Below are 22,252 nucleotides of genomic sequence, written 5' to 3'. Positions count from 1 at the left end.
AAGAAAGGCGGTTTATTGTGCTTGAGTGGCCCAACCACTTGTTATGATTGAAAAATTAATACGAGACAAAGGCTCTTATGGGACCTTCGTCCGGCCTGTTCAGCCCTCCGCCTCGCCGGGTTCCTGCGGGTTGAGCTGATTGACCAGCCGCTCTTCCAGCGCCTGCTGCTCGGCCTGGCTCAGGGGCTCCCCGGCCAGGGTGGTGAGGCTGAAGAAGTCTTCCACCCGCTCGCCTATGGTGGTGATCTTGGCGGCGTGCAGCGACAGGCCGCACTGCTGGAACACGGCACCGATGCGGGCCAGCAGGCCAGGGGTATCCAGTGCCGTCAGCTCCAGCAGGGTGTGACGGTTTTCGCCCCTGTGGGGCAGAAACACCACCCGGGTCGGCACGCTGAACTGGCGGTGGCGCCGTGACAGGGGCTTGCTGCGCAGCACCAGCTTGCCTGGCTCCTGCAGCGCCTTCTCCAGCGCCTTCTTGATGGTGGCGGTACGGTTGGGGCTGATGGGTTCGCCGCTTGGTTCCAGCACGATGAAGGTGTCCAGCACATAGTCGTTGCGCGAGTTCATGATCTGGGCGTCGTGGATGCTCAGGTTCTTCTGATCCAGCGCCGAGGCCACGGTGGCGAACAGGTTGGGCATGTCGCGGCAATAGATGAACACCTCGCTGCCGCCCCGGATGGGGTGCTTGCCGATGAGCACCAGGGGGGCCGGGTTGTCACCGTGGGCGATGATCTTGCGGCAGTGCCAGGCGATCTGCTCCGGACTGTGGCGCAGGAAGTAGTCGGCCTTGAAGTCGTTCCAGAGGGCGTTGACCGCATCCAGGGATACCTCGCGCTGGGCCAGGATCTGCCGTGCCTGACGCTGGTTCTCGCGGATCTTGAGCCGCATGTCCGGCGGGTTCTCCAGACCCTGGCGCAGGGCCTTCTGGGTGGCGAAGTAGAGCTCCCGCAGCAGGGTCCCCTTCCAGTCGTTCCACAGGGTGTCGTTGGTGGCGCAGATGTCCGCCACGGTCAGGCAATAGAGCAGATCGAGGTGTAATTCGTCGCGTACCTTCTGGGCAAAGTCGGTGACCACGTCCGGATCGTAGATGTCGCGGCGCTGGGCGGTGACCGACATCAGCAGGTGGTGGCGCACCAGCCAGGCGACCAGCCGGCTCTCGTAGCGATCCAGCCCGTGCAACTGGCAGAACTCCAGCGCATCCACGGCGCCGAGTTCGGAGTGATCCCCCCGCCGCCCCTTGGCGATGTCGTGGAACAGGGCCGCGATGCTGAGCAGCTCGGGCTTTCGCAGCTGGGTGAATACCTCGTGGCAGAGCGGGTGGGTCTGGCGGCTGGCCGGGTTGGGGAAGCGATGGATGTTCTGGAGCAGCCTGTGGGTGTGTTCGTCCACCGTGTAGGCGTGGAACATGTCGAACTGCATCTGGCCGACGATGAGGTTCCATTGGGGCAGGTAGGCTGCGAGGATCCCGTACTTGTGCATGAGCGTGAGCGGCTGGCCGATGCCGTTGGGGTGGCGCAGCAGCGCCATGAAGAGGCGGCGGCACTCGGGCAGATCCTGCAGCCAGCAGCTCAGGGTGCGCCTGGCCTCGCGCAGCTGGCGCAGGGTGGCGGAGTGGATGCCGGCGATCTCCGGGTGCTGGGCAATCTGGTAGAAGAGCCGCAGGATGGCGGCCGGATCCCGGCCGAACAGTTCGGAATCCACCGCATCGATGAGGCGACCGCGTAGCTGGAACTCGTCGCTGATGCGGCGCACGTCCATGGCGGTGTTGCCGAGGATCGCCTCGTCAAACAGTTGCAGCAGCATCTCGTTGAGCTCGGCCACCCGCCGCACCGTCTGGTAGAAGCGCTTCATCATCTGCTCGACCGGGCCGTTGCCTTCCCCCTCGAAGCCCAGCATCTGGGCCACGGTGCGCTGGCGGTCGAACAGCAGGCGGTTGTCCCCCTTGTTGATGGCCATGTGCAGGGCGAAGCGCACCTTCCAGAGGAAGTTCTGGCAGTCGAGCAGTTCGCGGTACTCGGCCCGGTTGAGGAAACCGTGGCTGGTCATCTCGAACAGGGTGGTGGCGCCGAAGTGGCGGCGGGCGACCCAGGCCAGGGTCTGGATGTCGCGCAGGCCCCCCGGATTGTTCTTGAGATCCGGCTCCAGCTTGTAGGCGGTGCCGAGGAACTGCTGGTGGCGCAGGGCCTGCTCTTCGCGCTTGGCGCGAAAGAAAGCCTCGCTCGGCCAGAAATGCTGGGGCTGGGTGGCGGCCTGCAACTGTTCGAACCCCGCCAGGCGACCCGTGATGTAGCGCGCCTCGATGAGGTTGGTGGCGACCGTGATGTCGGCACGCCCCTGCTCGATGCACTCGGCCACGTTGCGCACCGATTGTCCCACTTCCAGCTTGAGATCCCACAAGAGGGTGATGAACTCGCCGATGCGCAGCCCCAGCACCTCGTCCAGTTCATCCCCTTCGTAGAGCAGCAGCAGGTCGATGTCGGAGTGGGGGTGCAGCTCGCCCCGGCCATAGCCGCCCACCGCAATGAGGGTGAGTTCCGTCTTGTCGAAGCCGAACTTGTGCCACAGCCTCGTCAGCAGGGCGTCCATGTATTCGGAGCGGGTGGCCACCAGCTCGATGATGTTGTCACCGGCATCGAAGCGTTCGTGCAACCAGGCGAGGAAGCGGCTGAGGTACTCCTTGCAGTTGTCGCGGGTGAGCTGATCGTCGGGCAACAGGTGGGGGGAAAGCAGGCTGGCATCCATGGCATCTCGCACTCTCGGTCTGGCCGGATAAAGAGCAACCCCGGCGTGCGGCCGGGGTTGAATGTCAAACGTGGCGGATAAAACGCTCGATGGTGTCGTCGGGGCGCAGGGTCAGCACCTCGCAGCCGTCCTCGGTCACCAGCAGGGTGTGTTCCCACTGGGCTGAGTCGCCGCCATCCTTGGTGGTGACGGTCCAGCCATCCTTCGGGTTGACCTTGCAGTGGTACTTCTTGCTGTTGACCATGGGCTCGATGGTGAAGCACATGCCAGGTTTCAGCTCCAGCTTGCCGCCGTTGCGGTAGTGCAGGATCTGCGGCTCCTCGTGGAATTCGGCGCCGATGCCGTGGCCGCAGTAGTCGCGCACCACGGAGAAGCCGGCCTGCTCGACGATGGGCTGGATCACGGCGCCGATCTCGGTGATGCACATGCCGGGGCGCACCCGCTTGATGGCGGCGTAGAGGCTATCCTGGGCCACCTTGCACAGCTGGCGGCGCAGGGGAGTGGTCTGGCCCACGATGAACATGGCGGAGGTGTCGCCGTGATAGCCGTCCTTGATGACGGTGATGTCCAGATTGATGATGTCGCCATCGCGCAGCTTCTTGTGGTTGGGGATGCCGTGGCAGATGACATCGTTCACCGAAGTGCAGATGGACTTGGGGAAGCCGTGGTAATTCAGCGGCGCGGGGATGGCCTGCTGTACGTCGACGATGTGGTTGTGGCACAGGGTGTTCAGTTCGTCGGTGGTGACACCCGCCTTGACGTGGGGGGCGATCATGACCAGCACGTCGGCGGCCAGCTGGCCGGCAACGCGCATTTTTTCAATCTCTTCCGGTGTCTTGATTTTAATGGACATGGGATCTCTCTTGGGGCCCGATCGCGCATCCGTTGATGTCCGGCAATCGGGTAATGAAAAATAGATGCGTTTGCAATCAGGGCGAAATTTTATCCCCAACCCCCGTTTACTTCCAGTGTGATCGTCATCGCAACGTCATCAGGCGGTCGCACCCTGGTTCGGGATCCATTTTTAGCGCCCTGGCTGGTGGTGTCGTGACCAAACTTATGGTATAAAGCGCGCCGGAATGGGGAACTTGTCTTCCCATACCATCACCCTTACTCAAACAACACACACACATCGACACCTGTACCGGGGTGCCCCTCTGGGGTCGGTTACATGGGATGTGTGGAGGCCTAACCCCAATACAGAGGTATAAAATGGCTAAAGTTTCTATGCGCGACATGCTGCAAGCCGGCGTTCACTTCGGTCACCAGACCCGTTACTGGAACCCGAAAATGAAGTCCTACATCTTCGGCGCCCGCAGCAAGGTTCACATCATCAACCTGGAAAAAACCGTTCCGATGTTTGACGATGCCATGAACTTCATCAGCTCCGTAGCTGCCAAGAAAGGCAAGGTGCTGTTCGTTGGTACCAAGCGTGCCGCGTCTGAAGCCGTTAAAGAAGCCGCTGAGCGTTGCGACCAGTTCTATGTTAACCACCGCTGGCTGGGCGGCATGCTGACCAACTGGAAAACCGTTCGTCAGTCCATCAAGCGCCTGAAAGATCTGGAAACCCAGAGCCAGGACGGTACCTTCGACAAGCTGACCAAGAAAGAGGCGCTGATGCGTACTCGCGAAATGGACAAGCTGGAGAAGAGCCTGGGTGGTATCAAGAACATGGGCGGCCTGCCTGACGTTCTGTTCGTTGTCGACGCCGACCACGAGCACATCGCTATCAAAGAAGCCAACAACCTGGGTATCCCGGTAGTTTCCATCGTTGATACCAACTCCAACCCGGACGGCGTTGACTATGTCATCCCGGGTAACGACGACGCTATCCGTGCCGTACAGCTGTACCTGAACGCTGCTGCTGACACCGTTCTGGAAGCCCGTGAGCAGGACATCGTTGTTCAAGCCGAACAAGATGGCTTCGTTGAAGCTGAGTAATTGATAAGGACTGCAAAGCCCTTATTAACCAAGCTGATGTAATTGGTTAGCAGGGGCCCTTGTGGCCCCTGTTTCTTGTCAATTCAAGACCGAGGATACTGGACATGGCAAACATTTCTGCCGCCCTGGTAAAAGAACTGCGCGAGCGCACCGCCGCTGGCATGATGGATTGCAAAAAAGCGCTGGAAGAAGCCAACGGTGACATCGAACTGGCTATCGAAAACATGCGTAAATCCGGTCAGGCCAAGGCCGCCAAGAAAGCTGGCCGTATCGCCGCTGAAGGCGTGATCTTCGCCCGTACCGAAGGCAACGTTGCCGTCATGATCGAGCTGAACTGCGAGACTGACTTCGTTTCCAAGGATGCCGGTTTCCTGGCCATGGGTCAGAAGATCGTCGAGATCGCCGCTACCCAGAAAATCGCTGACGTTGACGCGCTGAAAGCCGCCGACTTCGGCAACGGTGAGTCTGTCGAGCTGACCATCACCAACCTGATCGCCAAGATCGGTGAGAACATGAACCTGCGTCGCGTGATGCTGGTTGAAGGTGACAACCTGGGCACCTACGTTCACGGCTCCCGCATCGGTGTTATCACCAAGCTGGCCGGTGGCTCCGAAGAGCTGGCCAAAGATCTGGCCATGCACGTCGCTGCCAACAGCCCGCAATTCGTCAAGCCGGAAGACGTGTCTGCCGAAGTCGTTGCCAAAGAGCGCGAAATCCAGATCGACATCGCCATCAACTCCGGCAAGCCGAAAGAGATCGCCGAGAAGATGGTTGAAGGCCGCATGAAGAAGTTCACCGGTGAGGTTTCCCTGACTGGTCAGCCGTTCGTGAAGGATCCTTCCATGACCGTTGCCGAGCTGCTGAAGAAAGAAGGCGCTGACGTCGTTTCCTTCACCCGTTTCGAAGTGGGCGAAGGCATCGAGAAGCAAGAGACCGACTTCGCTGCTGAAGTAGCAGCCCAGATCGCGGCCGCTCAGAAGGCCTAATCGAACCGGTTTTTCCGTTTCCCCAGACCGCGACTTATGTCGCGGTCTTTATATGACCAGGAATCAGTCACATGAGTACCAATCCCAAGCCTGCATACAGACGTGTTCTTCTGAAGTTGAGTGGTGAAGCCCTGCAAGGATCCGAGGGTTTCGGCATTGATCCGGCGGTGCTGGAACGGATGGCCCAAGAGATCAAAGAGCTGGTTGAGCTGGGTGTTCAGGTCGGTCTGGTCATCGGTGGCGGCAACCTGTTCCGTGGTGCCGGCCTCGCCAAGGCGGGCATGAACCGCGTGGTGGGTGACCACATGGGCATGCTGGCGACCGTCATGAACGGCCTGGCCATGCGTGATGCCCTGCATCGTGCTTATGTGAATGCCCGCCTGATGTCGGCCATCTCCCTGCAGGGGGTCTGCGACTCCTACAGCTGGGCAGAGGCCATCAGCCAGCTGCGCGCCGGCAAGGTGGTGATCTTCTCTGCCGGTACCGGCAACCCCTTCTTTACCACCGACTCGGCAGCCTGCCTGCGCGGCATCGAGATCGAAGCCGACGTGGTGCTCAAGGCCACCAAGGTCGATGGTGTGTTCACCGACGATCCGGTCAAGAACCCGGATGCCGTGCTCTATCAGGAACTGAGTTATGATGAAGTTCTTGAAAAAGAACTCAAAGTGATGGATCTTGCTGCTTTTACCCTGGCCCGCGACCACGATCTGCCGATCCGGGTGTTCAACATGAACAAACCGGGCGCGCTGCGCCGCGTGATCATGGGTGAGCCGGAAGGTACCCTGATCCACCAGGCCAGCAAGTAAGGCAAGTGTGAGCCCTAGGCTCGCTTGTCCATTACGCCAGTCAACAAGATAGATACGGGCCGCCCGCCGGCTCGTTCGCCAAAAGGAAAACCACTGTGATCAACGAGATTAAAAACGACGCCAAGGACCGCATGGGCAAAAGCGTAGAGTCGCTCAAGACCCAGATGTCCAAGATCCGTACCGGTCGTGCTCACCCGAGCCTGCTCGACGGCATCCAGGTGGAGTATTACGGTGCTGCCACTCCTCTGAAGCAGTTGGCCAACGTGGTGGCAGAAGATGCCCGTACCCTCTCCATCTCCATCTTCGATCGCTCCATGATCCAGGCGGTGGAAAAAGCCATCCTGACCTCCGATCTGGGCCTGAATCCGTCCAGCAACGGCCAGACCCTGCGCGTGCCGCTGCCGCCGCTGACCGAGGAGCGTCGTCGCGATCTGACCAAGATCGTCCGTGCCGAGGCCGAAGGCGCCCGGGTTGCCATTCGCAACATCCGCCGCGATGCCAACGCCGACCTGAAAGCCCTGCTGAAAGACAAAGAGATCTCCGAGGATGACGACCGTCGCGCCCAGGAAGAGATCCAGAAGCTGACCGATACCTTCATCAAGCTGGTGGATGACGCCCTGGTTGTGAAGGAAAAGGAGCTAATGGAAATCTAAGCCTCCGACAGGTATATTACGAGCGCCGTGTAGTGCCCCTGCACGGCGCTTTTGTCTTTGTGGGAGAAATGAATGTCGCTTTTGGCAGCGCTGGGCGATAGCGCCAGCTCGTCCTTGCCCCGTCACGTCGCCATCATCATGGATGGCAACGGTCGCTGGGCTCAGAACCGTGGCAAGATGCGGGTCTCTGGCCACAAGGCGGGCGTGAAATCCGTGCGTGAGGCCGTCTCCTTTGCCGCCCGTGCCAAGATGGAGGCGCTGACCCTGTTTGCGTTCTCCAGTGAAAACTGGCGCCGCCCCGAGGGGGAGGTCAATGCGCTCATGGAGCTCTTCATGACGGTGTTGGGGCGCGAGGTGAGCAAGCTGCACAGCAACGGCATCCGTCTCAAGGTCATTGGCGATACCGCCCGCTTCAGCGAGCGGCTGCAGGCCAGGATCGCCAAGGCCGAGGCTCTGACTGCCAACAACCGGGGGATGACCCTCAACATCGCCGCCAATTATGGCGGCCAGTGGGACATCGCCCAGGCGGCCCGCAAGCTGGCCCGTGCCGTGGCCGCCGGCGAGCTGGATGCCGAGGCGGTCGATGAGGCCGCGCTGGCGCGCGAGGTCTGCATGGCCGACCTGCCGCCGGTGGATCTGCTGATCCGCACCGGCGGGGACCATCGCATCAGCAACTTCGTGCTGTGGCAGCTTGCCTATGCTGAACTCTATTTTACCCCGGTCCTGTGGCCCGATTTCGACGAGGCCGAGTTCAGTGGGGCGGTTGCCTCCTTCGTTACTCGCGAGCGTCGCTTCGGCTGTACGGGCGAACAGATCCGGGAACTGATCGCCGCGCAACAGACCGGCTAAACCCCGCTCCCAAGAGAGAGGTTTCTTTTGCTAAAACAACGAATTATTACCGCATTACTGTTAGTGCCCCTGGTGTTGGGGGCGCTGTTTTTCCTGCCATTGAAATTCTTTGCCCTGCTCGCCGCCCTGGTCTTTCTGCTGGCCAGCCGCGAGTGGAGCGCCTTCGTGACCGCCCAGCCGCAGCAATGGCTGTCGGTGGTGTTCTGTCTGCTGCTGGGGGCCAGCCTGTTCTGGGTGCCGGTAGAGCAGCTCTGGATCCCTCAACTGCACCCACTGGTGATGGGCGTGCTCTGGACCGCGGTCAGCTGGTGGCTGCTGGGGCTGCTGCTGGTGCTGCGCTACCCGCAGAGCGCCAAGTTGTGGCGAGAGTCCGTCTGGCTCAAGTCCCTGTTCGGCCTGGTGACCCTGGTGCCCTTCTTCTGGTCCCTGGTGGCCATCCGGGGCTATAACTTCTACCACGACCCCATGATGGGGGCCTGGATACTGCTGTTCGTGATGGGGCTGGTCTGGGCGGCAGATTCTGGCGCGTATTTTTTCGGCAAGGCGTTCGGCAAACACAAGCTGGCGCCGGCGGTCAGCCCGGGCAAGACCATAGAGGGCATGCTGGGCGGCCTGTTCACCGCGAGCCTTCTGGCCATCGGCGTCACCTGGTTCATGGGCTTCGTACCGGCCAAGATGGCGGCCGTGCTGATCTGCTCCCTGCTGGCGGTGCTCGCCTCCGTACTCGGCGATCTCACCGAGAGCATGTTCAAGCGCGAAGCGGGCATCAAGGATTCCGGCACCCTGCTGCCGGGCCACGGCGGCATCCTCGATCGCATCGACAGCCTGACGGCGGCCCTGCCCGTGTTCCTGCTCAGCTACCTGTTGCTCGGTCAGGAGTTTTGATGCATAACCTGGTGATCCTGGGAGCGTCCGGCTCCATCGGTCAGAGCACCCTCAAGGTACTGCGGCACAATCCTGGGCGCTGGCAGGTGCTGGCGCTGACGGCGGCTCGCAGCGTGGATGCCATGCTGCGCGACTGTCTCGAATTCTCCCCCCGTTTCGCCGTCATGGTGGACGAAGGCGCCGCCAGCGATCTGGCGGGCAGGCTCAAGGCCCATGGCTCTGCGACCCGGGTGCTCAGTGGCCAGGCGGCCCTGTGCGAAGTGGCCGCTCACCCCGAGGCCCACAGCGTGATGGCGGCCATCGTCGGCGCGGCGGGTCTGGCGCCCACCATGGCCGCGGTGCGGGCCGGCAAGCGCATCCTGCTGGCTAACAAGGAGGCGCTGGTCATGTCGGGCGCCTTCTTTATGGAGGCGGTGCGCGAGCACGGTGCCGAGCTGCTGCCCATCGACAGCGAGCACAATGCCATCTTCCAGTGTCTCCCCGAGACCATCCAGCGCCAGCCGGGCTTCTGCGATCTGGCTGCCGCCGGCATCAGCAAGATCCTGCTGACCGGCTCCGGCGGTCCGTTCCGCTACACCGAGATCGGTGCGCTGGCCAAGGTCACCCCTGCCCAGGCGGTGGCCCATCCCAACTGGTCCATGGGGGCCAAGATCTCGGTGGATTCTGCCACCATGATCAACAAGGGGCTGGAATACATAGAGGCGCGCTGGCTGTTCAACGCGGCGCCCGAACAGATCCAGGTGGTGATCCACCCCCAGTCGGTCATCCACTCCATGGTGCAGTACAAGGACGGTTCCGTGCTGGCCCAGCTCGGCAATCCCGACATGTGTACCCCCATCGCCCATGCCCTGGCCTATCCGGTTCGCATCGAGTCCGGGGTGGAACCTTTGGATTTCTTTAGTGTCGGAGAGTTCAGCTTCATTCGCCCCGACTACGAGCGCTATCCTTGCTTGCGGCTGGCCATCGCGGCCTGCCAGCAGGGGCAGGGGGCGACCACCTCCCTCAATGCCGCCAACGAGGAGGCCGTCGCGGCTTTTCTTGCAGAGCGGATTGGATTTATGGATATTGCCAGAGTCAACGAATCCGTCATGAGCGCGCTGGGCACGAGTGCCGCAGGCTCTCTGGAGGATCTCATTGCCTTGGATGGTGCGGCCCGTGTCCGTGCCCAGCAACTGATAAAGGAGCTTGCCGTATGAACGGACTGTGGTGGCCAGGTGCCTCTCTCCATGCTCTGCGCAGGACTGGTCATGACCTCGAGGTGCGTGGCTGATGGGAACCCTGCTGTGGAACATAGGCGCCTTCATCGTCGCCCTCGGGCTCCTGGTGGCGGTCCATGAATTCGGCCACTTCTGGGTCGCCCGTCGCTGCGGCGTCAAGGTGGAGCGTTTCTCCATCGGCTTTGGCAAGGCGATCTGGCGCCGGCTCGGCAAGGATGGCACCGAATACGTGCTGGCGCTCATTCCCTTGGGCGGCTACGTCAAGATGCTGGACGGCCGGGTCGACGATCTCAAGCCGGGCGAGGAGCAGTACGCCTTCAACCACAAGAGCGTCTGGGTACGGATGGCCATAGTCGCGGCCGGCCCCATGGCCAACTTCGTGTTTGCCCTGTTCGCCTTCTGGCTGATGTTCATGATCGGCGTCCCGAGCGTCAAACCTGTGGTGGGCGAGGTGCGCCCCGCCTCCATCGTCGCCCAGGCCGGCATCGAGCCTGGCATGGAGATCGTCGGCGTCGGTGGCGAGGAGACCGGTGACTGGGAGAGCGTGACCTATGCCCTCATCAGCCACCTGGGGGACGATTCGGTCCAGCTCAAGCTCAAGGCGGCCCACACCAGCTATGCGGTGGACAAGACGCTGCAGCTCGCCGGCTGGCAGTTCGATCCGGACAAGGAGTCCCCCATCGGCAGCCTGGGGATCGTGCCGCTGGGCGGCAAGGTGCTGCCCGTGGTCGAGGCCGTGGTGCCATCGAGCGCCAGCGAGAAGGCCGGCCTGCTGGTCGGGGATCGCATCAAGGGCGTCGATGGCCAAGTCATCACCGAATGGGCCCAGTTTGTCGAGCGGGTGCAGCAATCCCCGGAGCAGCCGCTGCAGGTGACGGTGGAGCGGGCGGGCAGCGATCTGACCCTGACCCTGACCCCGGATGTGAAGAAGGTGAGAGGCCAGCTGGTCGGTTTCGTCGGCCTGTCGCCGCAACTGGTTCCATTACCGGATGAGTATCGAACTCTGTTACAGTATGGGCCTTTGCAAGCCCTGTGGCATGGGGTCCAGAAGACCTGGAGCCTGATCACCCTGACCTTCGACATGATTGGCAAGCTGATCGGTGGCATCGTCTCCCTGGACAATCTGAGCGGCCCCATCTCCATCGCCAAGGGGGCCGGCAGCAGCGCCGATTACGGGTTGGTCTATTTCCTGGGGTTCCTGGCGCTCATCAGCGTCAACCTGGGGATCATCAATCTGTTCCCCCTGCCGGTTCTCGATGGTGGCCACCTGGTCTATTTCCTCATCGAGGCGATCACCGGCAAGCCGGTACCGGAAAAAATTCAGGAAGTTGGGTTCAGGATAGGCGCCGCCATTCTGATGTTACTGATGGGCATTGCGCTGTTTAATGATTTCGCTCGCCTCTGAGGCCAGAGCATCAACAAGGACACATAAGAACAAAATGGCTGTTAAAAAAGCATTGGTGTTGAGTTGCCTGCTGGGGGCCAGCTTCCTGGCTCAGGCTGCCCCGGCCTCTTTTGTGGTGCAAGACATTCAGGTCGAGGGTCTGCAGCGGGTGACCCTGGGCGCCGCCCTGTTGAATCTGCCGGTGCGGGTTGGTGACTCCGTCGACTCCGTGGCCCTGGCGAACGCCATCAAGAAGCTCTATGCCTCCGGCAACTTCGAGGACGTCAAGGTCTATCGTGACGGCCAGGTGTTGCAGGTCGTGGTGAAGGAACGCCCGACCATCTCCAGCATCGAGTTCTCCGGCAACAAGGACATCAAGGAGGAGCAGCTGACCCAGAGCCTGGAATCCTCCGGCATCCGGGTCGGTGATCCCCTGGATCGCACCGTGCTGAGCTCCCTCGAGAAGGGACTGGAAGATTTCTACTACGGCGTGGGCAAGTACTCCGCCAAGGTCAAGGCCATCGTCACTCCGCTGCCGCGCAACCGGGTCGACCTCAAGTTCACCTTCGTGGAAGGGGAAGCGGCGAAGATCCAGCAGATCAACATCGTCGGCAACCAGGTGTTCCCGGAAGAGAAGCTGCTGGCCCAGCTCTCCCTCAAGGACGACGTGCCCTGGTGGAACTTCACCGGCGATCAGCGCTATCAGAAGCAGAAGCTGGCCGGCGACATCGAAGTGCTGCGCTCCTACTACATGGACCGCGGCTACATCCGCTTCGCCCAGGAGTCCACCCAGGTCTCCATGACCCCGGACAAGAAGGGGGTCTACGTCACTCTCAACATCAAGGAAGGGGACCAGTACAAGGTCTCAGGCGTCCAGCTCAAGGGCGACCTCATCGATCGCGGCGGCGAGATGAAGGGGCTGATCCCCATCGAGGCCGGCAGCGTCTATTCCGCGAGCCAGGTGACCCACACCGAAGAGGTGCTCTCCAAGTTCCTCGGCCGTTACGGCTACGCCTATCCCAAAGTCGTCACCTTCCCCCAGATCAATGACGAGACCAAGGAAGTCGAGCTCATCGTCAACGTGGAGCCGGGCCCCCGGGTCTACGTGCGCAACATCAACTTCAGCGGCAACGTCACCACCAAGGACGAAGTGCTGCGTCGCGAGATGCGCCAGATGGAGGGCACCTGGCTCTCCTCCGACAACGTCGAGCAGTCCAAGACCCGTCTCAACCGCCTCGGCTTCTTCGAAACCGCAGAAGTGGATACCAAGCGGGTGCCTGGCAGCGACGACCAGGTCGATCTCGACTTCAAGGTGAAGGAGCAGCCCGCGGGGTCCATCAACGCCGGCATCGGCTATGGCACCGAATCGGGTCTGAGCCTGCAGGCGGGCCTGCAGCAGGACAACTTCATGGGGACCGGCAAGAAGATCGGCATCAACGCCAGCACCAACGACTACTCGAAGAACATCGATCTGAGCTACAACGATCCCTACTTCACCGTCGATGGGGTCAGCCTGGGCGGCCGTCTCTACTACAACAAGTTCAGCGCGGCCGACGCCAACATCGTCGACTACGAGAACACCACCATCGGCTTCCGTCTCTCCAGCGGCTTCCCGGTCAACGAGAACAACCGTCTTGACTTCAGCCTGGGCTACGAGAACAACAAGCTCTCCCAGCCCAACCCCTATGTGCAGGTGGACGAGTTCTGGAAGGTCTATCAGGCCAACCTGGACGGCGACAACCGCATGGTGTTCAACACCGTGGACGTCACCGCCGGCTGGACCCGCTCCACCCTCAACAAGGGCCAGTTCCCGACCGCCGGTGACCGTCAGCGGGTGAACGCCAAGGTGACGGTACCTGGCATGGATCTGCAGTACTTCAAGCTCAACGCCGAAGACTCCCACTACTTCCCGTTCGATGCGGATCACCAGTGGGTGATGCTGGCCAAGGCCCGCGCCTCCTATGGCAACGGCTACGGCAGCAACGGCGACTACGACCACGTGCTGCCGTTCTTCGAGAACTACTATGCCGGTGGCTTCGACACCCTGCGCGGCTTCAAGAGCAACACCGTGGGGCCGAAGGCGCTCTATTACTACAACCTGGGCGGCAACGACGTCATCCAGGGCACCGACAGCTCGGTGGGCGGCAATGCCCTGGCGGTGGCGTCCCTCGAGATGATAGTGCCGACGCCGTTCGCCTCGGAAAGCTACCAGCCCCAGCTGCGGACTAGCTTCTTCGTCGATGCGGGCACCGTGTGGGACACCACCTTCGAATATGGCCAGTACCAGAACCGTTGCTTCAGCGGCTGCAACTATCTGATGGACTACTCCGACCCCACCAACATCCGGGTGTCGACCGGTCTGTCGCTGCAGTGGCTCTCTCCCATGGGGCCCCTGGTGTTCGTGCTGGCGAAACCGATCAAGAAATACGAAGGGGACGACACCGAAGTCTTCTCCTTCAACATCGGCCGTACCTTCTAATCGGGTCGGACGACCCCCGCTGCGGCGGGGGAGAAGCATGATGGGTCGCGCGGTTTGCGTGCCTCACCAGGTAACAAGACGGTCTTGTGGATCGCTTGCACAATCAGGTAAATCAGGTAGCCCTCGACCGAGGGACCAAGGAGTAAGTGTGAATAAAGCGTTGAAAGTAGCTGGTTTGAGTTTTGCACTGATGGCTGCCGGCATGGGCTCCGCCTGGGCTGAGACCAAGATTGCCGTGGTCGACATGGGCGAAGTCTTCCAGAAGCTGCCCCAGCGTGAAGCCGTTGCCAAGAAGCTGAAAGGCGAATTCGAGCCGCGCATGCGCGAGCTGCAGAAGCTGGAGTCCGATGGTCAGGCGCTGGTCGAGAAGTTCAAGAAGGACGAAGCCTTCATGAGCGCCGAGCAGAAGAAGCAGAGCCAGGAGAAGCTGGCCAAGCTGCAGATGGAGTTCAACCAGAAGCGTCAGGCGTTTGAGCAGGACAACGGCCGTCGTCAGGCGGAAGAGCGCAACAAGATCCTGACCAAGGTACAGGCTGCCATCGATGCCATCGCCAAGAGCAATGGCTACGATCTGGTGCTGGAGCGCAACGCCGCGCCCTATGCCGCCAGCAAGCTGGACATCTCCGGCCAGGTCATTTCTCAGGTTAGCAAGAGCAACTAATTGATGGCATTTACTCTCGCACAGCTGGCCCAGCAACTGGGGGCCGAGGTCCATGGGGATGGGACCCGGGAAATTCGCAAGGTCGCGACACTGGAAAAAGCCGGGGAGGGGGAGATCGCCTTCCTGTCCAACAAGAAGTACCGGCATTTCCTGGAGCAGAGCAAGGCGACCGCCGTGCTCATCACCGAGGCAGACCTGCCGTTTTGTCCCACCAATGCCCTGGTGCTCAAGGACCCCTACGTGGGCTTTGCCCGGGTAGCCCAACTGCTGGACACCACCCCGCAGCCGGCCATGGATATCCATCCGAGCGCCGTCATCGCGGCGGACGTGCAACTGGGCGAGAGAGTGGCCATCGGCGCCAATGCGGTCATCGAATCCGGCGTGGTGCTGGGGGATGATGTCCGCATCGGCCCGGGCTGTTTCGTTGGCCAGAACACCCGACTGGGAGCACGCTCCCGGTTGTGGGCCAACGTCACCCTCTATCACAACGTGACCCTGGGCACGGACTGTCTGGTGCAAGCCGGGACCGTGATCGGGGCCGACGGTTTCGGTTATGCCAACGAGCGTGGCGAGTGGATCAAGATCCCCCAGCTCGGTGGCGTGACCATAGGCAACCGGGTCGAGATCGGTGCCTGCACCACCATCGACCGCGGTGCGCTGGAAGATACCCGCATCGCCGACAACGTCATCATCGACAACCAGTGCCAGATCGCCCATAACGTCGAGATCGGCTACGGCACCGCCGTGGCGGGCTCCACCGTGATGGCCGGTAGTCTCAAGGTCGGCAAATACTGTATCATTGGCGGCGCCTCCGTCTTCAACGGGCACATGGAGATCTGCGATCAGGCCACCGTCACCGGCATGGCCATGGTGATGCGACCCATCACAGAGCCCGGTATCTACTCTTCCGGCATCCCCCTGCAAACCAATAAAGAGTGGCGCAAGACCGCCGCCCGGGTGATGCGTATCGAAGAGATGCACAAGCGGTTGAGCCGACTTGAGAAAAAGCTGGATCAAGAATAATCACGATTGGTATAGGGTACTGTTTTGACTACTGAAAAGAAGAGCCTGGGCATCCAGGAAATCATGGATCTGCTGCCCCACCGTTATCCCTTCCTGATGGTGGACAAGGTGGAAAACTACGAGATCAGCGATGAACGCAAGACCCTGCGCGCCATCAAGAACGTCTCGTTCAACGAGCCGATCTTCCAGGGCCACTTCCCGGCCAAGCCGGTGTTCCCCGGCGTGCTGATCCTGGAGGCCATGGCCCAGGCGACCGGTATCCTGGCCTTTACCATGGTGGGCAAGCCGTCCCCCAACGAGCTCTACTATTTCGCCTCCATCGACAACGCCCGCTTCAAGCGCCCGGTCGGCCCTGGCGATCAGCTGGTGCTGGACGTAGAGTTTCTGAAGGAGCGCCGCGGCATTGCCAAGTTCACCGGTGTCGCCACCGTCGACGGTGAAGTGGTCTGTACCGCCGAACTGATGTGCGCCAAACGCGAGGTGTAACCGTGATCGACCAGACTGCCATCATCCACGATACCGCCATCGTCCATGAGTCTGCCGTCATCGGCAAAGGGGTCGAGATCGGTCCCTTCACCGTCATCGGTGCCGACGTGGAAATCGGCGACAACACCTGGGTGAGCTCCCATGTGGTGATCAAGGGGCCGACCAGGATAGGTCGCGGCAACAAAATCTTCCAGCACACCTCCATCGGTGAGGATTGCCAGGACAAGAAGTACGCCGGCGAGCGCACCTTCCTCGAGATCGGCGACAACAACGTGTTTCGCGAGAACTGCACCGTGCACCGCGGCACCACCCAGGATCAGAGCCTGACCAAGGTGGGCAGCGGCAACCTGTTCATGGTCAACGTCCACGTGGCCCACGACTGCATCATCGGTGACAACTGCATTTTCGCCAACAACGCCACCCTGGCGGGCCACGTGCACATCGGTGACTTCGTGATCTTCGGCGGTCTGTCTGCCATTCACCAGTTCGGTCGTGTCGGCTCCCACGCCTTCGTCGGTGGCTGCGCCGCCCTGAACAAGGACGTGCCCCCCTACGTGATGGCGGCCGGCAACTATGCCAAGCCGTTCGGGGTCAACTCCGAGGGGCTGCGTCGTCGCGGCTTCAGCGCCGAGGCGATCTCCGCCGTCAAGCGTGCCTACAAGGAGATCTTCCGCTCCGGCAAGACCATCGAAGAGGTGCTGCCGGTGCTGAGCGAGATGGCCCAGGCCGAGCCTGCCATCCAGCTCTATGTGGATTTCCTCAAGGACAACGAGCGCGGGATCATCCGTGCCTAAGCCCATCCGCATCGGCATAGTCGCCGGAGAGACCTCCGGCGACATCCTGGCCGCAGGGCTGGTGCGCGAGCTGCAGCGTCGCTACCCCGACGCGCAGTTTGAAGGGATCGCCGGGCCGCGCATGCAGGCTCTCGGCGTCAAGGCGCTGTTCGAGATGGAGGAGCTCTCCGTCATGGGCATCGCCGAGGTGCTGGGACGTCTGCCCCGCATCCTGCAGGTGCGCCGCGAGCTGCTGCGCCACTTCATCGCCAATCCCCCCGACATCTTCGTCGGTGTGGATGCGCCGGATTTCAATATCGGGGTGGAGCTGAAACTGCGCCGCGCCGGTATCAAGACGGTCCACTACGTCAGCCCCTCGGTCTGGGCCTGGCGTCAGGGCCGCATTCACAAGATCAAGGCCGCCACCGACATGGTGCTCGCCTTCCTGCCGTTCGAGAAAGCCTTCTACGACCGTTTCGATGCCCCCTGCCGCTTCGTCGGCCACACCATGGCGGACGACATCCCGCTGGTACCGGATCAGGCCGCCGTGCGCAAGGAGCTTGGCATCGATCCCGCCCGCCGCTGGCTGGCGGTGCTGCCTGGCAGCCGGCATGCGGAGGTGGCCTTCATGGCGCCGGTCTTCCTCGAGGCGTGCAAGCACCTGACGGTGCACTGCCCGGATCTCGGCTTCATCGTGCCCCTGGTCAACCAGAAGCGGCGCGAGCAGTTCCTCGCCATCAAGGCCGAGGTGGCGCCGGATCTCGACATGGTGCTGCTGGACGGCCAGGGCCGCGAGGCCATGATCGCCGCCGATGTGGTGATGCTCGCCTCCGGCACAGCCGCGCTGGAAGCCATGCTGGTGAAGAAACCCATGGTGGTGGGCTACAAGCTCAAACCCTTCAGCTACTGGCTGGCCCAGTGGCTGGTGAAGACGGAATACGTCTCCCTGCCCAATCTGCTGGCGGACAGGATGCTGGTGCCCGAACTCATCCAGCACGAGTGCACCCCCTGCAATCTGGTGGAAGAGGTCAGCAAACTGCTGGAGCACGACAACAGCGAGCTCATCGCGACCTTCACCAAGCTGCACGAGAAGATCCGCTGCAATGCCGACGTGCAGGCCGCCGAGGCGGTGGTGGCGCTGCTTGACCGCTAGTTGGGCTGGAATGTGCGCTTTTGGCGTGATGTTGTGCTGATACTGGCCCTGCGGGGCCGGTTTTGATTCAAGGCTGTGAGATGACGATCGATATTCCTCAAGACAAGCTGATTGCCGGGGTGGACGAGGTGGGTCGCGGCCCCCTGGTGGGTGACGTGGTCACCGCCGCGGTGATCCTGGATCCCGCCAACCCGATCGAAGGCCTGGCAGACTCCAAGAAGCTCTCCGAGAAGAAGCGCCTGGCCCTCCATGACGAGATCAAGGCGAAGGCCCTGGCCTGGGCCATCGGTCGCGCCAGCCCGGCGGAGATCGACGAACTCAACATACTGCACGCCACCATGCTGGCGATGCAGCGCGCCGTGGTGGGGCTCTCCGTCCAGCCGGAGCTGGTGTTTATCGACGGCAACCGCTGCCCGTCCCTGCCGATGGAGGCCCGCGCCGTGGTCAAGGGGGACAGCCTGGTGGCCGCCATCAGCGCCGCCTCCATCCTCGCCAAGGTGACCCGCGACGCCGAGATGACCGAGCTGGATGCCCGCCATCCCGAGTACGGCTTCGCCCGCCACAAGGGCTATCCCACCGCCGAGCACCTCGCCATTTTGGCCTCGCGCGGGCCCCTGCCCGAGTACCGGCAGAGCTTCAAGCCGGTGCGCCGCGCCCTGGGGATCGAATAACCCATGCCGATCTGTCTGAACGATTTCTGCTTGCGCAATGAGAGGGCGTGACCATGGCCGATCCCCGCTTCATCCACCTGAGGGTGCATTCCGACTTCTCCATGGTCGACGGCCTGCAGAAGATCGGTCCCATCGTCTCGGCCGCCGCCGCCAACAACATGCCGGCCCTGGCCCTGACGGACCAGATGAACATGTGCGGCCTGGTGCGCTTTTACGGCTCTGCCCACGGCAAGGGGATCAAGCCCCTGGTCGGGGCGGATTTCTGGGTGCAGAGCGACGAGCTCGGGGACGAGCAGTTCCGCCTCACCCTGCTCGCCATGGACAACGACGGCTACCAGAACATCACCCTGCTCATCTCCCGGGGCTATCAGCGTGGCCACGTGCAGGGACGCCCGGTCATCGACAAGGCCTGGCTCGGCGAGCACGCCAAGGGGGTGATCGTCCTCTCCGGCGGCCGGGAGGGGGACGTGGGCAAGTTCCTGCTCAAGGGCAATCGCCAGATGGTGGAGCAGTGCCTCGCCTTCTACCAGCACCACTTCCCCGACGCCTACTACCTGGAGCTGCTGCGTACCGGTCGCCCGGACGAGGAGGTCTACCTCCATATGGCGGTCGCCCTGGCGACCGAGTTCGAGGTGCCCGTGGTGGCCACGAACGAGGTGGTGTTCCTCGGTGCCGACGACTTCGACGCCCACGAGATCCGGGTTGCCATCCACGACGGCTACACCCTGATGGACAAGCGCCGTCCGCGCCGCTACAGCCCGCAGCAGTACCTGCGCAGCCAGGAGGAGATGTGCGAGCTGTTCGCCGACATCCCGGAGGCCCTGGAGAACACGGTGGAGATCGCCAAGCGCTGCAACGTGACGGTGCGCCTGGGCGAATACTTCCTGCCGAACTTCCCCACTGGTGACATGACCACCGAAGACTTCCTGGTGATGAAGTCAAAAGAGGGCTTGGAGGACAGGCTCGCCTTCCTGTTCCCGGATCCCGCGGTGCGGGCCGAGCGCCGCCCCGAGTATGACGAGCGTCTCGACATCGAGCTCAAGGTGATCAACCAGATGGGCTTCCCGGGTTACTTCCTCATCGTGATGGAGTTTATCCAGTGGTCCAAGGACAACGGCATCCCGGTCGGTCCCGGCCGGGGTTCGGGGGCGGGGTCGCTCGTAGCCTACGCCCTCAAGATCACCGATCTGGACCCGCTGGAATTTGACCTGCTGTTCGAACGCTTCCTGAACCCCGAGCGGGTCTCCATGCCCGACTTCGACGTCGACTTCTGCATGGACAGGCGGGACGAGGTGATCGAGCACGTCTCCGAGATGTACGGCCGGGAGGCGGTCTCCCAGATCATCACCTTCGGCAGCATGGCGGCCAAGGCGGTGGTACGGGACGTAGGAAGGGTGCTGGGCCACGCCTACGGTTTCGTGGATCGCATCTCCAAGCTCATTCCGCCCGACCCCGGCATGACGCTCGCCAAGGCGTTCGAGGTCGAGCCCAAGCTGCCGGAGCTCTACGAGCAGGACGAGGAGGTCAAGGACCTCATCGACATGGCGAAGAGGCTGGAAGGGGTGGTGCGCAACGCCGGCAAGCACGCCGGTGGCGTGGTCATCGCCCCCACCAGGATCACCGACTTCGCGCCCCTCTATTGCGATGACGAGGGTCACCACCCGGTCACCCAGTTCGACAAGAACGACGTGGAATACGCGGGTCTGGTGAAGTTCGACTTCCTGGGGCTGCGCACTCTGACCATCATCGACTGGGCGCTCGGCATGATTAACCCGCGTCTCGCCAAAGAGGGCAAGCCGCCGGTCGACATCGCCGCCATCCCCATCGACGACAAGAAGTCGTTCGCGCTCTTGCAGCGCTACGAGACGACGGCGGTGTTCCAGCTCGAATCTCGCGGCATGAAGGACCTCATCAAGCGGCTGCAACCCGACTGCTTCGAAGACATGATCGCCCTGGTGGCCCTGTTCCGTCCGGGCCCGCTCCAGTCCGGCATGGTGGACAACTTCATCGACCGCAAGCACGGCAACGAGGCCATCTCCTACCCGGACGAGAAGTGGCAGCACGAGAGCCTCAAACCCATACTCGAGCCCACTTACGGCATCATCCTCTACCAGGAGCAGGTGATGCAGATCGCCCAGACCCTGGCGGGCTACACGCTCGGCGGCGCGGACATGCTGCGCCGGGCCATGGGCAAGAAGAAACCCGAGGAGATGGCCAAGCAGCGGGCCGGCTTCGAGGAGGGGGCTGTCAAGAACGGGGTCGACGGCGAGCTGGCGATGAAGATCTTCGATCTGGTGGAGAAGTTCGCGGGCTATGGCTTCAACAAGTCCCACTCCGCCGCCTATGCGCTGGTCTCCTACCAGACGCTCTGGCTCAAGACCCACTTCCCGGCGGAGTTCATGGCGGCGGTGATGACCGCGGACATGGACAACACCGACAAGATAGTGACCCTGGTGGACGAGTGTCAGCGCATGGGGCTGACCGTGATACCGCCGGACGTCAACACCGGTCGCTACCGCTTCAGCGTCAACGAGGACGGCCACATCGTCTACGGCATCGGCGCGGTGAAGGGGGTGGGCGAGGGCCCCATCGAGGCGATCCTGGAGGCGCGGGATCGGGACGGCCCCTTCCGGGATCTGTTCGACTTCTGCAACCGGGTCGACATCAAGAAGCTCAACAAGCGGGTGATGGAGAAGCTGATCCTCTCCGGCGCCATGGACCGCCTCGGCCCCCACCGCGCCGCCCTGATGGCGACCCTGGAGGAGGCGATGCGCGCCGCCGAGCAACACGCCAAGGCACAGGCGGTGGGCCAGGTCGACATGTTCGGCGTGCTCACCGAGGAGATCGACGACGTCAAGAAGGCGTTCGCCAACGTGCCCCACTGGCCCGACAAGGTGTGGCTGGAAGGGGAGCGTGAGACCCTCGGGCTCTACCTGACCGGTCACCCCATCAACCAGTACAGCAGCGAGCTGCGGCGCTACACCTCGGGCCGGCTGTGCGATCTGCATCCCACCTCCCGGGATACGGTGACCACGGCGGCGGGGCTGGTGATCGCGGCCCGCAGCATGGTGACCAAGCGCGGCAACAAGATGGGGATCTTCACCCTGGACGACAGATCCGGCCGTCTCGATGTGACCCTCTTCAGTGAAGCGCTGGAAAAATACGAAGAATTGATGCAAAAAGACCGTATTTTAGTGGTTTCTGGACAGGTCAGCTTTGATGACTTCTCCGGTGGCCTTAAAATGTCGGCCCGCGAATTGCTGGATATCAACGATGCGAGGGAGCGTTTCGCCAGGGCGATCCGGATTTCCCTCGATGAACAACGCATTGACGAGCGCTTTTTCCCGCGTTTGTGCGAGATTTTGGAGCCCGCCCGTGCCGGAGTCTGTCCGGTTCAGGTAAACTATCGTCGCCCCGGCTCCCGGGTGCGATTGACGCTCGGTACCGAGTGGCGGGTGACGCCCACCGATCAACTGATAGATGACTTGCGAGTCCTGCTTGGACGAGAGCGGGTTGAATTGGTTTTTGATTAGAGGATCTATT

18 protein-coding genes are annotated in these 22,252 nt (G+C 62.0%); 16 read left to right on the top strand and 2 right to left on the bottom strand.

Features of this window, described 5'->3' with window-relative positions; translation table 11 throughout:
• Positions 1–99: 99 nt before the first annotated feature.
• Together glnD and map are read right to left on the bottom strand one after the other, a co-directional pair.
• Positions 100–2,742 (bottom strand): bifunctional uridylyltransferase/uridylyl-removing protein GlnD, encoded by a 2,643-nt coding sequence (gene glnD / locus I6L39_RS01290; RefSeq protein WP_202211502.1) that lies wholly within the window; start codon positions 2,740–2,742, stop codon positions 100–102.
• Between the two features lie 64 nt (positions 2,743–2,806).
• The gene (gene map, locus I6L39_RS01285; RefSeq protein ID WP_216990812.1) at positions 2,807–3,595 is read right to left on the bottom strand and encodes a type I methionyl aminopeptidase; all 789 of its coding nucleotides are present in this window, start codon (positions 3,593–3,595) and stop codon (positions 2,807–2,809) included.
• A gap of 359 nt (positions 3,596–3,954) precedes the next feature.
• Here map and rpsB point away from each other — a divergent pair, with 359 nt between their 5' ends.
• The 16 genes from rpsB (at position 3,955) to dnaE (ending at position 22,242) form a co-directional block, all read left to right on the top strand.
• Complete coding sequence (gene rpsB, locus I6L39_RS01280) at positions 3,955–4,683, top strand: 30S ribosomal protein S2 (RefSeq protein WP_042074723.1); 729 nt, start codon at positions 3,955–3,957, stop codon at positions 4,681–4,683.
• A gap of 104 nt (positions 4,684–4,787) precedes the next feature.
• Positions 4,788–5,669: a translation elongation factor Ts gene (gene tsf / locus I6L39_RS01275; protein WP_042074720.1), complete on the top strand. Its 882-nt coding sequence runs from the start codon at positions 4,788–4,790 to the stop codon at positions 5,667–5,669.
• A gap of 71 nt (positions 5,670–5,740) precedes the next feature.
• Positions 5,741–6,475: a UMP kinase gene (gene pyrH / locus I6L39_RS01270; RefSeq protein WP_010673405.1), complete on the top strand. Its 735-nt coding sequence runs from the start codon at positions 5,741–5,743 to the stop codon at positions 6,473–6,475.
• Between the two features lie 95 nt (positions 6,476–6,570).
• Entirely contained in the window at positions 6,571–7,128 is a 558-nt protein-coding gene (gene frr, locus I6L39_RS01265) for a ribosome recycling factor (protein ID WP_042074717.1), read from the top strand.
• Positions 7,129–7,200: 72 nt separating this feature from the next.
• Positions 7,201–7,977, top strand: a complete 777-nt coding sequence (gene uppS / locus I6L39_RS01260; RefSeq protein WP_216990811.1) for a polyprenyl diphosphate synthase — start codon at positions 7,201–7,203, stop codon at positions 7,975–7,977.
• A gap of 27 nt (positions 7,978–8,004) precedes the next feature.
• On the top strand, positions 8,005–8,862 hold the full coding sequence (locus I6L39_RS01255; protein WP_216990810.1) for a phosphatidate cytidylyltransferase: 858 nt from the start codon (positions 8,005–8,007) through the stop codon (positions 8,860–8,862).
• The gene (ispC, locus tag I6L39_RS01250; RefSeq protein ID WP_216990809.1) at positions 8,862–10,058 is read left to right on the top strand and encodes a 1-deoxy-D-xylulose-5-phosphate reductoisomerase; all 1,197 of its coding nucleotides are present in this window, start codon (positions 8,862–8,864) and stop codon (positions 10,056–10,058) included. Before I6L39_RS01255 ends, ispC begins: the two co-directional genes overlap by 1 nt.
• 73 nt (positions 10,059–10,131) lie before the next feature.
• Positions 10,132–11,484: a sigma E protease regulator RseP gene (rseP, locus tag I6L39_RS01245; RefSeq protein WP_216990808.1), complete on the top strand. Its 1,353-nt coding sequence runs from the start codon at positions 10,132–10,134 to the stop codon at positions 11,482–11,484.
• 34 nt (positions 11,485–11,518) lie between these two features.
• Positions 11,519–13,942, top strand: a complete 2,424-nt coding sequence (gene bamA, locus I6L39_RS01240; RefSeq protein ID WP_042074704.1) for an outer membrane protein assembly factor BamA — start codon at positions 11,519–11,521, stop codon at positions 13,940–13,942.
• Between the two features lie 148 nt (positions 13,943–14,090).
• A complete protein-coding gene (locus I6L39_RS01235; protein WP_042074703.1) occupies positions 14,091–14,603 on the top strand; it encodes an OmpH family outer membrane protein in 513 nt (170 codons plus the stop codon).
• A gap of 3 nt (positions 14,604–14,606) precedes the next feature.
• Complete coding sequence (gene lpxD, locus I6L39_RS01230) at positions 14,607–15,626, top strand: UDP-3-O-(3-hydroxymyristoyl)glucosamine N-acyltransferase (protein ID WP_042075018.1); 1,020 nt, start codon at positions 14,607–14,609, stop codon at positions 15,624–15,626.
• A gap of 63 nt (positions 15,627–15,689) precedes the next feature.
• Positions 15,690–16,112 carry a 3-hydroxyacyl-ACP dehydratase FabZ gene (fabZ, locus tag I6L39_RS01225; protein WP_223302594.1) on the top strand — a complete coding sequence of 141 codons (423 nt, stop codon included), beginning with the start codon at positions 15,690–15,692 and terminating at the stop codon, positions 16,110–16,112.
• 2 nt (positions 16,113–16,114) lie between these two features.
• Positions 16,115–16,906 (top strand): acyl-ACP--UDP-N-acetylglucosamine O-acyltransferase, encoded by a 792-nt coding sequence (lpxA, locus tag I6L39_RS01220; RefSeq protein ID WP_084202557.1) that lies wholly within the window; start codon positions 16,115–16,117, stop codon positions 16,904–16,906.
• Positions 16,899–18,038, top strand: coding sequence for a lipid-A-disaccharide synthase (lpxB, locus tag I6L39_RS01215; protein WP_209793909.1), 1,140 nt, complete (start codon positions 16,899–16,901; stop codon positions 18,036–18,038). The genes lpxA and lpxB overlap by 8 nt, the downstream gene beginning before the upstream one ends.
• 80 nt (positions 18,039–18,118) lie before the next feature.
• Positions 18,119–18,709, top strand: coding sequence for a ribonuclease HII (gene rnhB, locus I6L39_RS01210; RefSeq protein ID WP_216990807.1), 591 nt, complete (start codon positions 18,119–18,121; stop codon positions 18,707–18,709).
• 53 nt (positions 18,710–18,762) lie between these two features.
• Positions 18,763–22,242 carry a DNA polymerase III subunit alpha gene (gene dnaE, locus I6L39_RS01205; RefSeq protein ID WP_042075016.1) on the top strand — a complete coding sequence of 1,160 codons (3,480 nt, stop codon included), beginning with the start codon at positions 18,763–18,765 and terminating at the stop codon, positions 22,240–22,242.
• Positions 22,243–22,252: the final 10 nt, after the last annotated feature.

The sequence above is a fragment of the Aeromonas sp. FDAARGOS 1409 genome, assembly GCF_019048705.1.
In the GTDB taxonomy this organism is placed as follows: Bacteria; Pseudomonadota; Gammaproteobacteria; order Enterobacterales; family Aeromonadaceae; genus Aeromonas; species Aeromonas sanarellii.
This window is presented reverse-complemented; position numbering and strand designations above follow the sequence as displayed.

Coding starts and splice junctions, on each gene's coding strand:
- uppS (WP_216990811.1), top strand. CDS start 7,201: ATGTCGCTTTTGGCAGCGCTGGGCGATAGCGCCAGCTCGTCCTTGCCC.
- lpxD (WP_042075018.1), top strand. CDS start 14,607: ATGGCATTTACTCTCGCACAGCTGGCCCAGCAACTGGGGGCCGAGGTC.
- rnhB (WP_216990807.1), top strand. CDS start 18,119: ATGACGATCGATATTCCTCAAGACAAGCTGATTGCCGGGGTGGACGAG.
- glnD (WP_202211502.1), bottom strand. CDS start 2,742: ATGGATGCCAGCCTGCTTTCCCCCCACCTGTTGCCCGACGATCAGCTC.
- rpsB (WP_042074723.1), top strand. CDS start 3,955: ATGGCTAAAGTTTCTATGCGCGACATGCTGCAAGCCGGCGTTCACTTC.
- ispC (WP_216990809.1), top strand. CDS start 8,862: ATGCATAACCTGGTGATCCTGGGAGCGTCCGGCTCCATCGGTCAGAGC.
- dnaE (WP_042075016.1), top strand. CDS start 18,763: ATGGCCGATCCCCGCTTCATCCACCTGAGGGTGCATTCCGACTTCTCC.
- rseP (WP_216990808.1), top strand. CDS start 10,132: ATGGGAACCCTGCTGTGGAACATAGGCGCCTTCATCGTCGCCCTCGGG.
- tsf (WP_042074720.1), top strand. CDS start 4,788: ATGGCAAACATTTCTGCCGCCCTGGTAAAAGAACTGCGCGAGCGCACC.
- map (WP_216990812.1), bottom strand. CDS start 3,595: ATGTCCATTAAAATCAAGACACCGGAAGAGATTGAAAAAATGCGCGTT.
- fabZ (WP_223302594.1), top strand. CDS start 15,690: ATGGATCTGCTGCCCCACCGTTATCCCTTCCTGATGGTGGACAAGGTG.
- bamA (WP_042074704.1), top strand. CDS start 11,519: ATGGCTGTTAAAAAAGCATTGGTGTTGAGTTGCCTGCTGGGGGCCAGC.
- pyrH (WP_010673405.1), top strand. CDS start 5,741: ATGAGTACCAATCCCAAGCCTGCATACAGACGTGTTCTTCTGAAGTTG.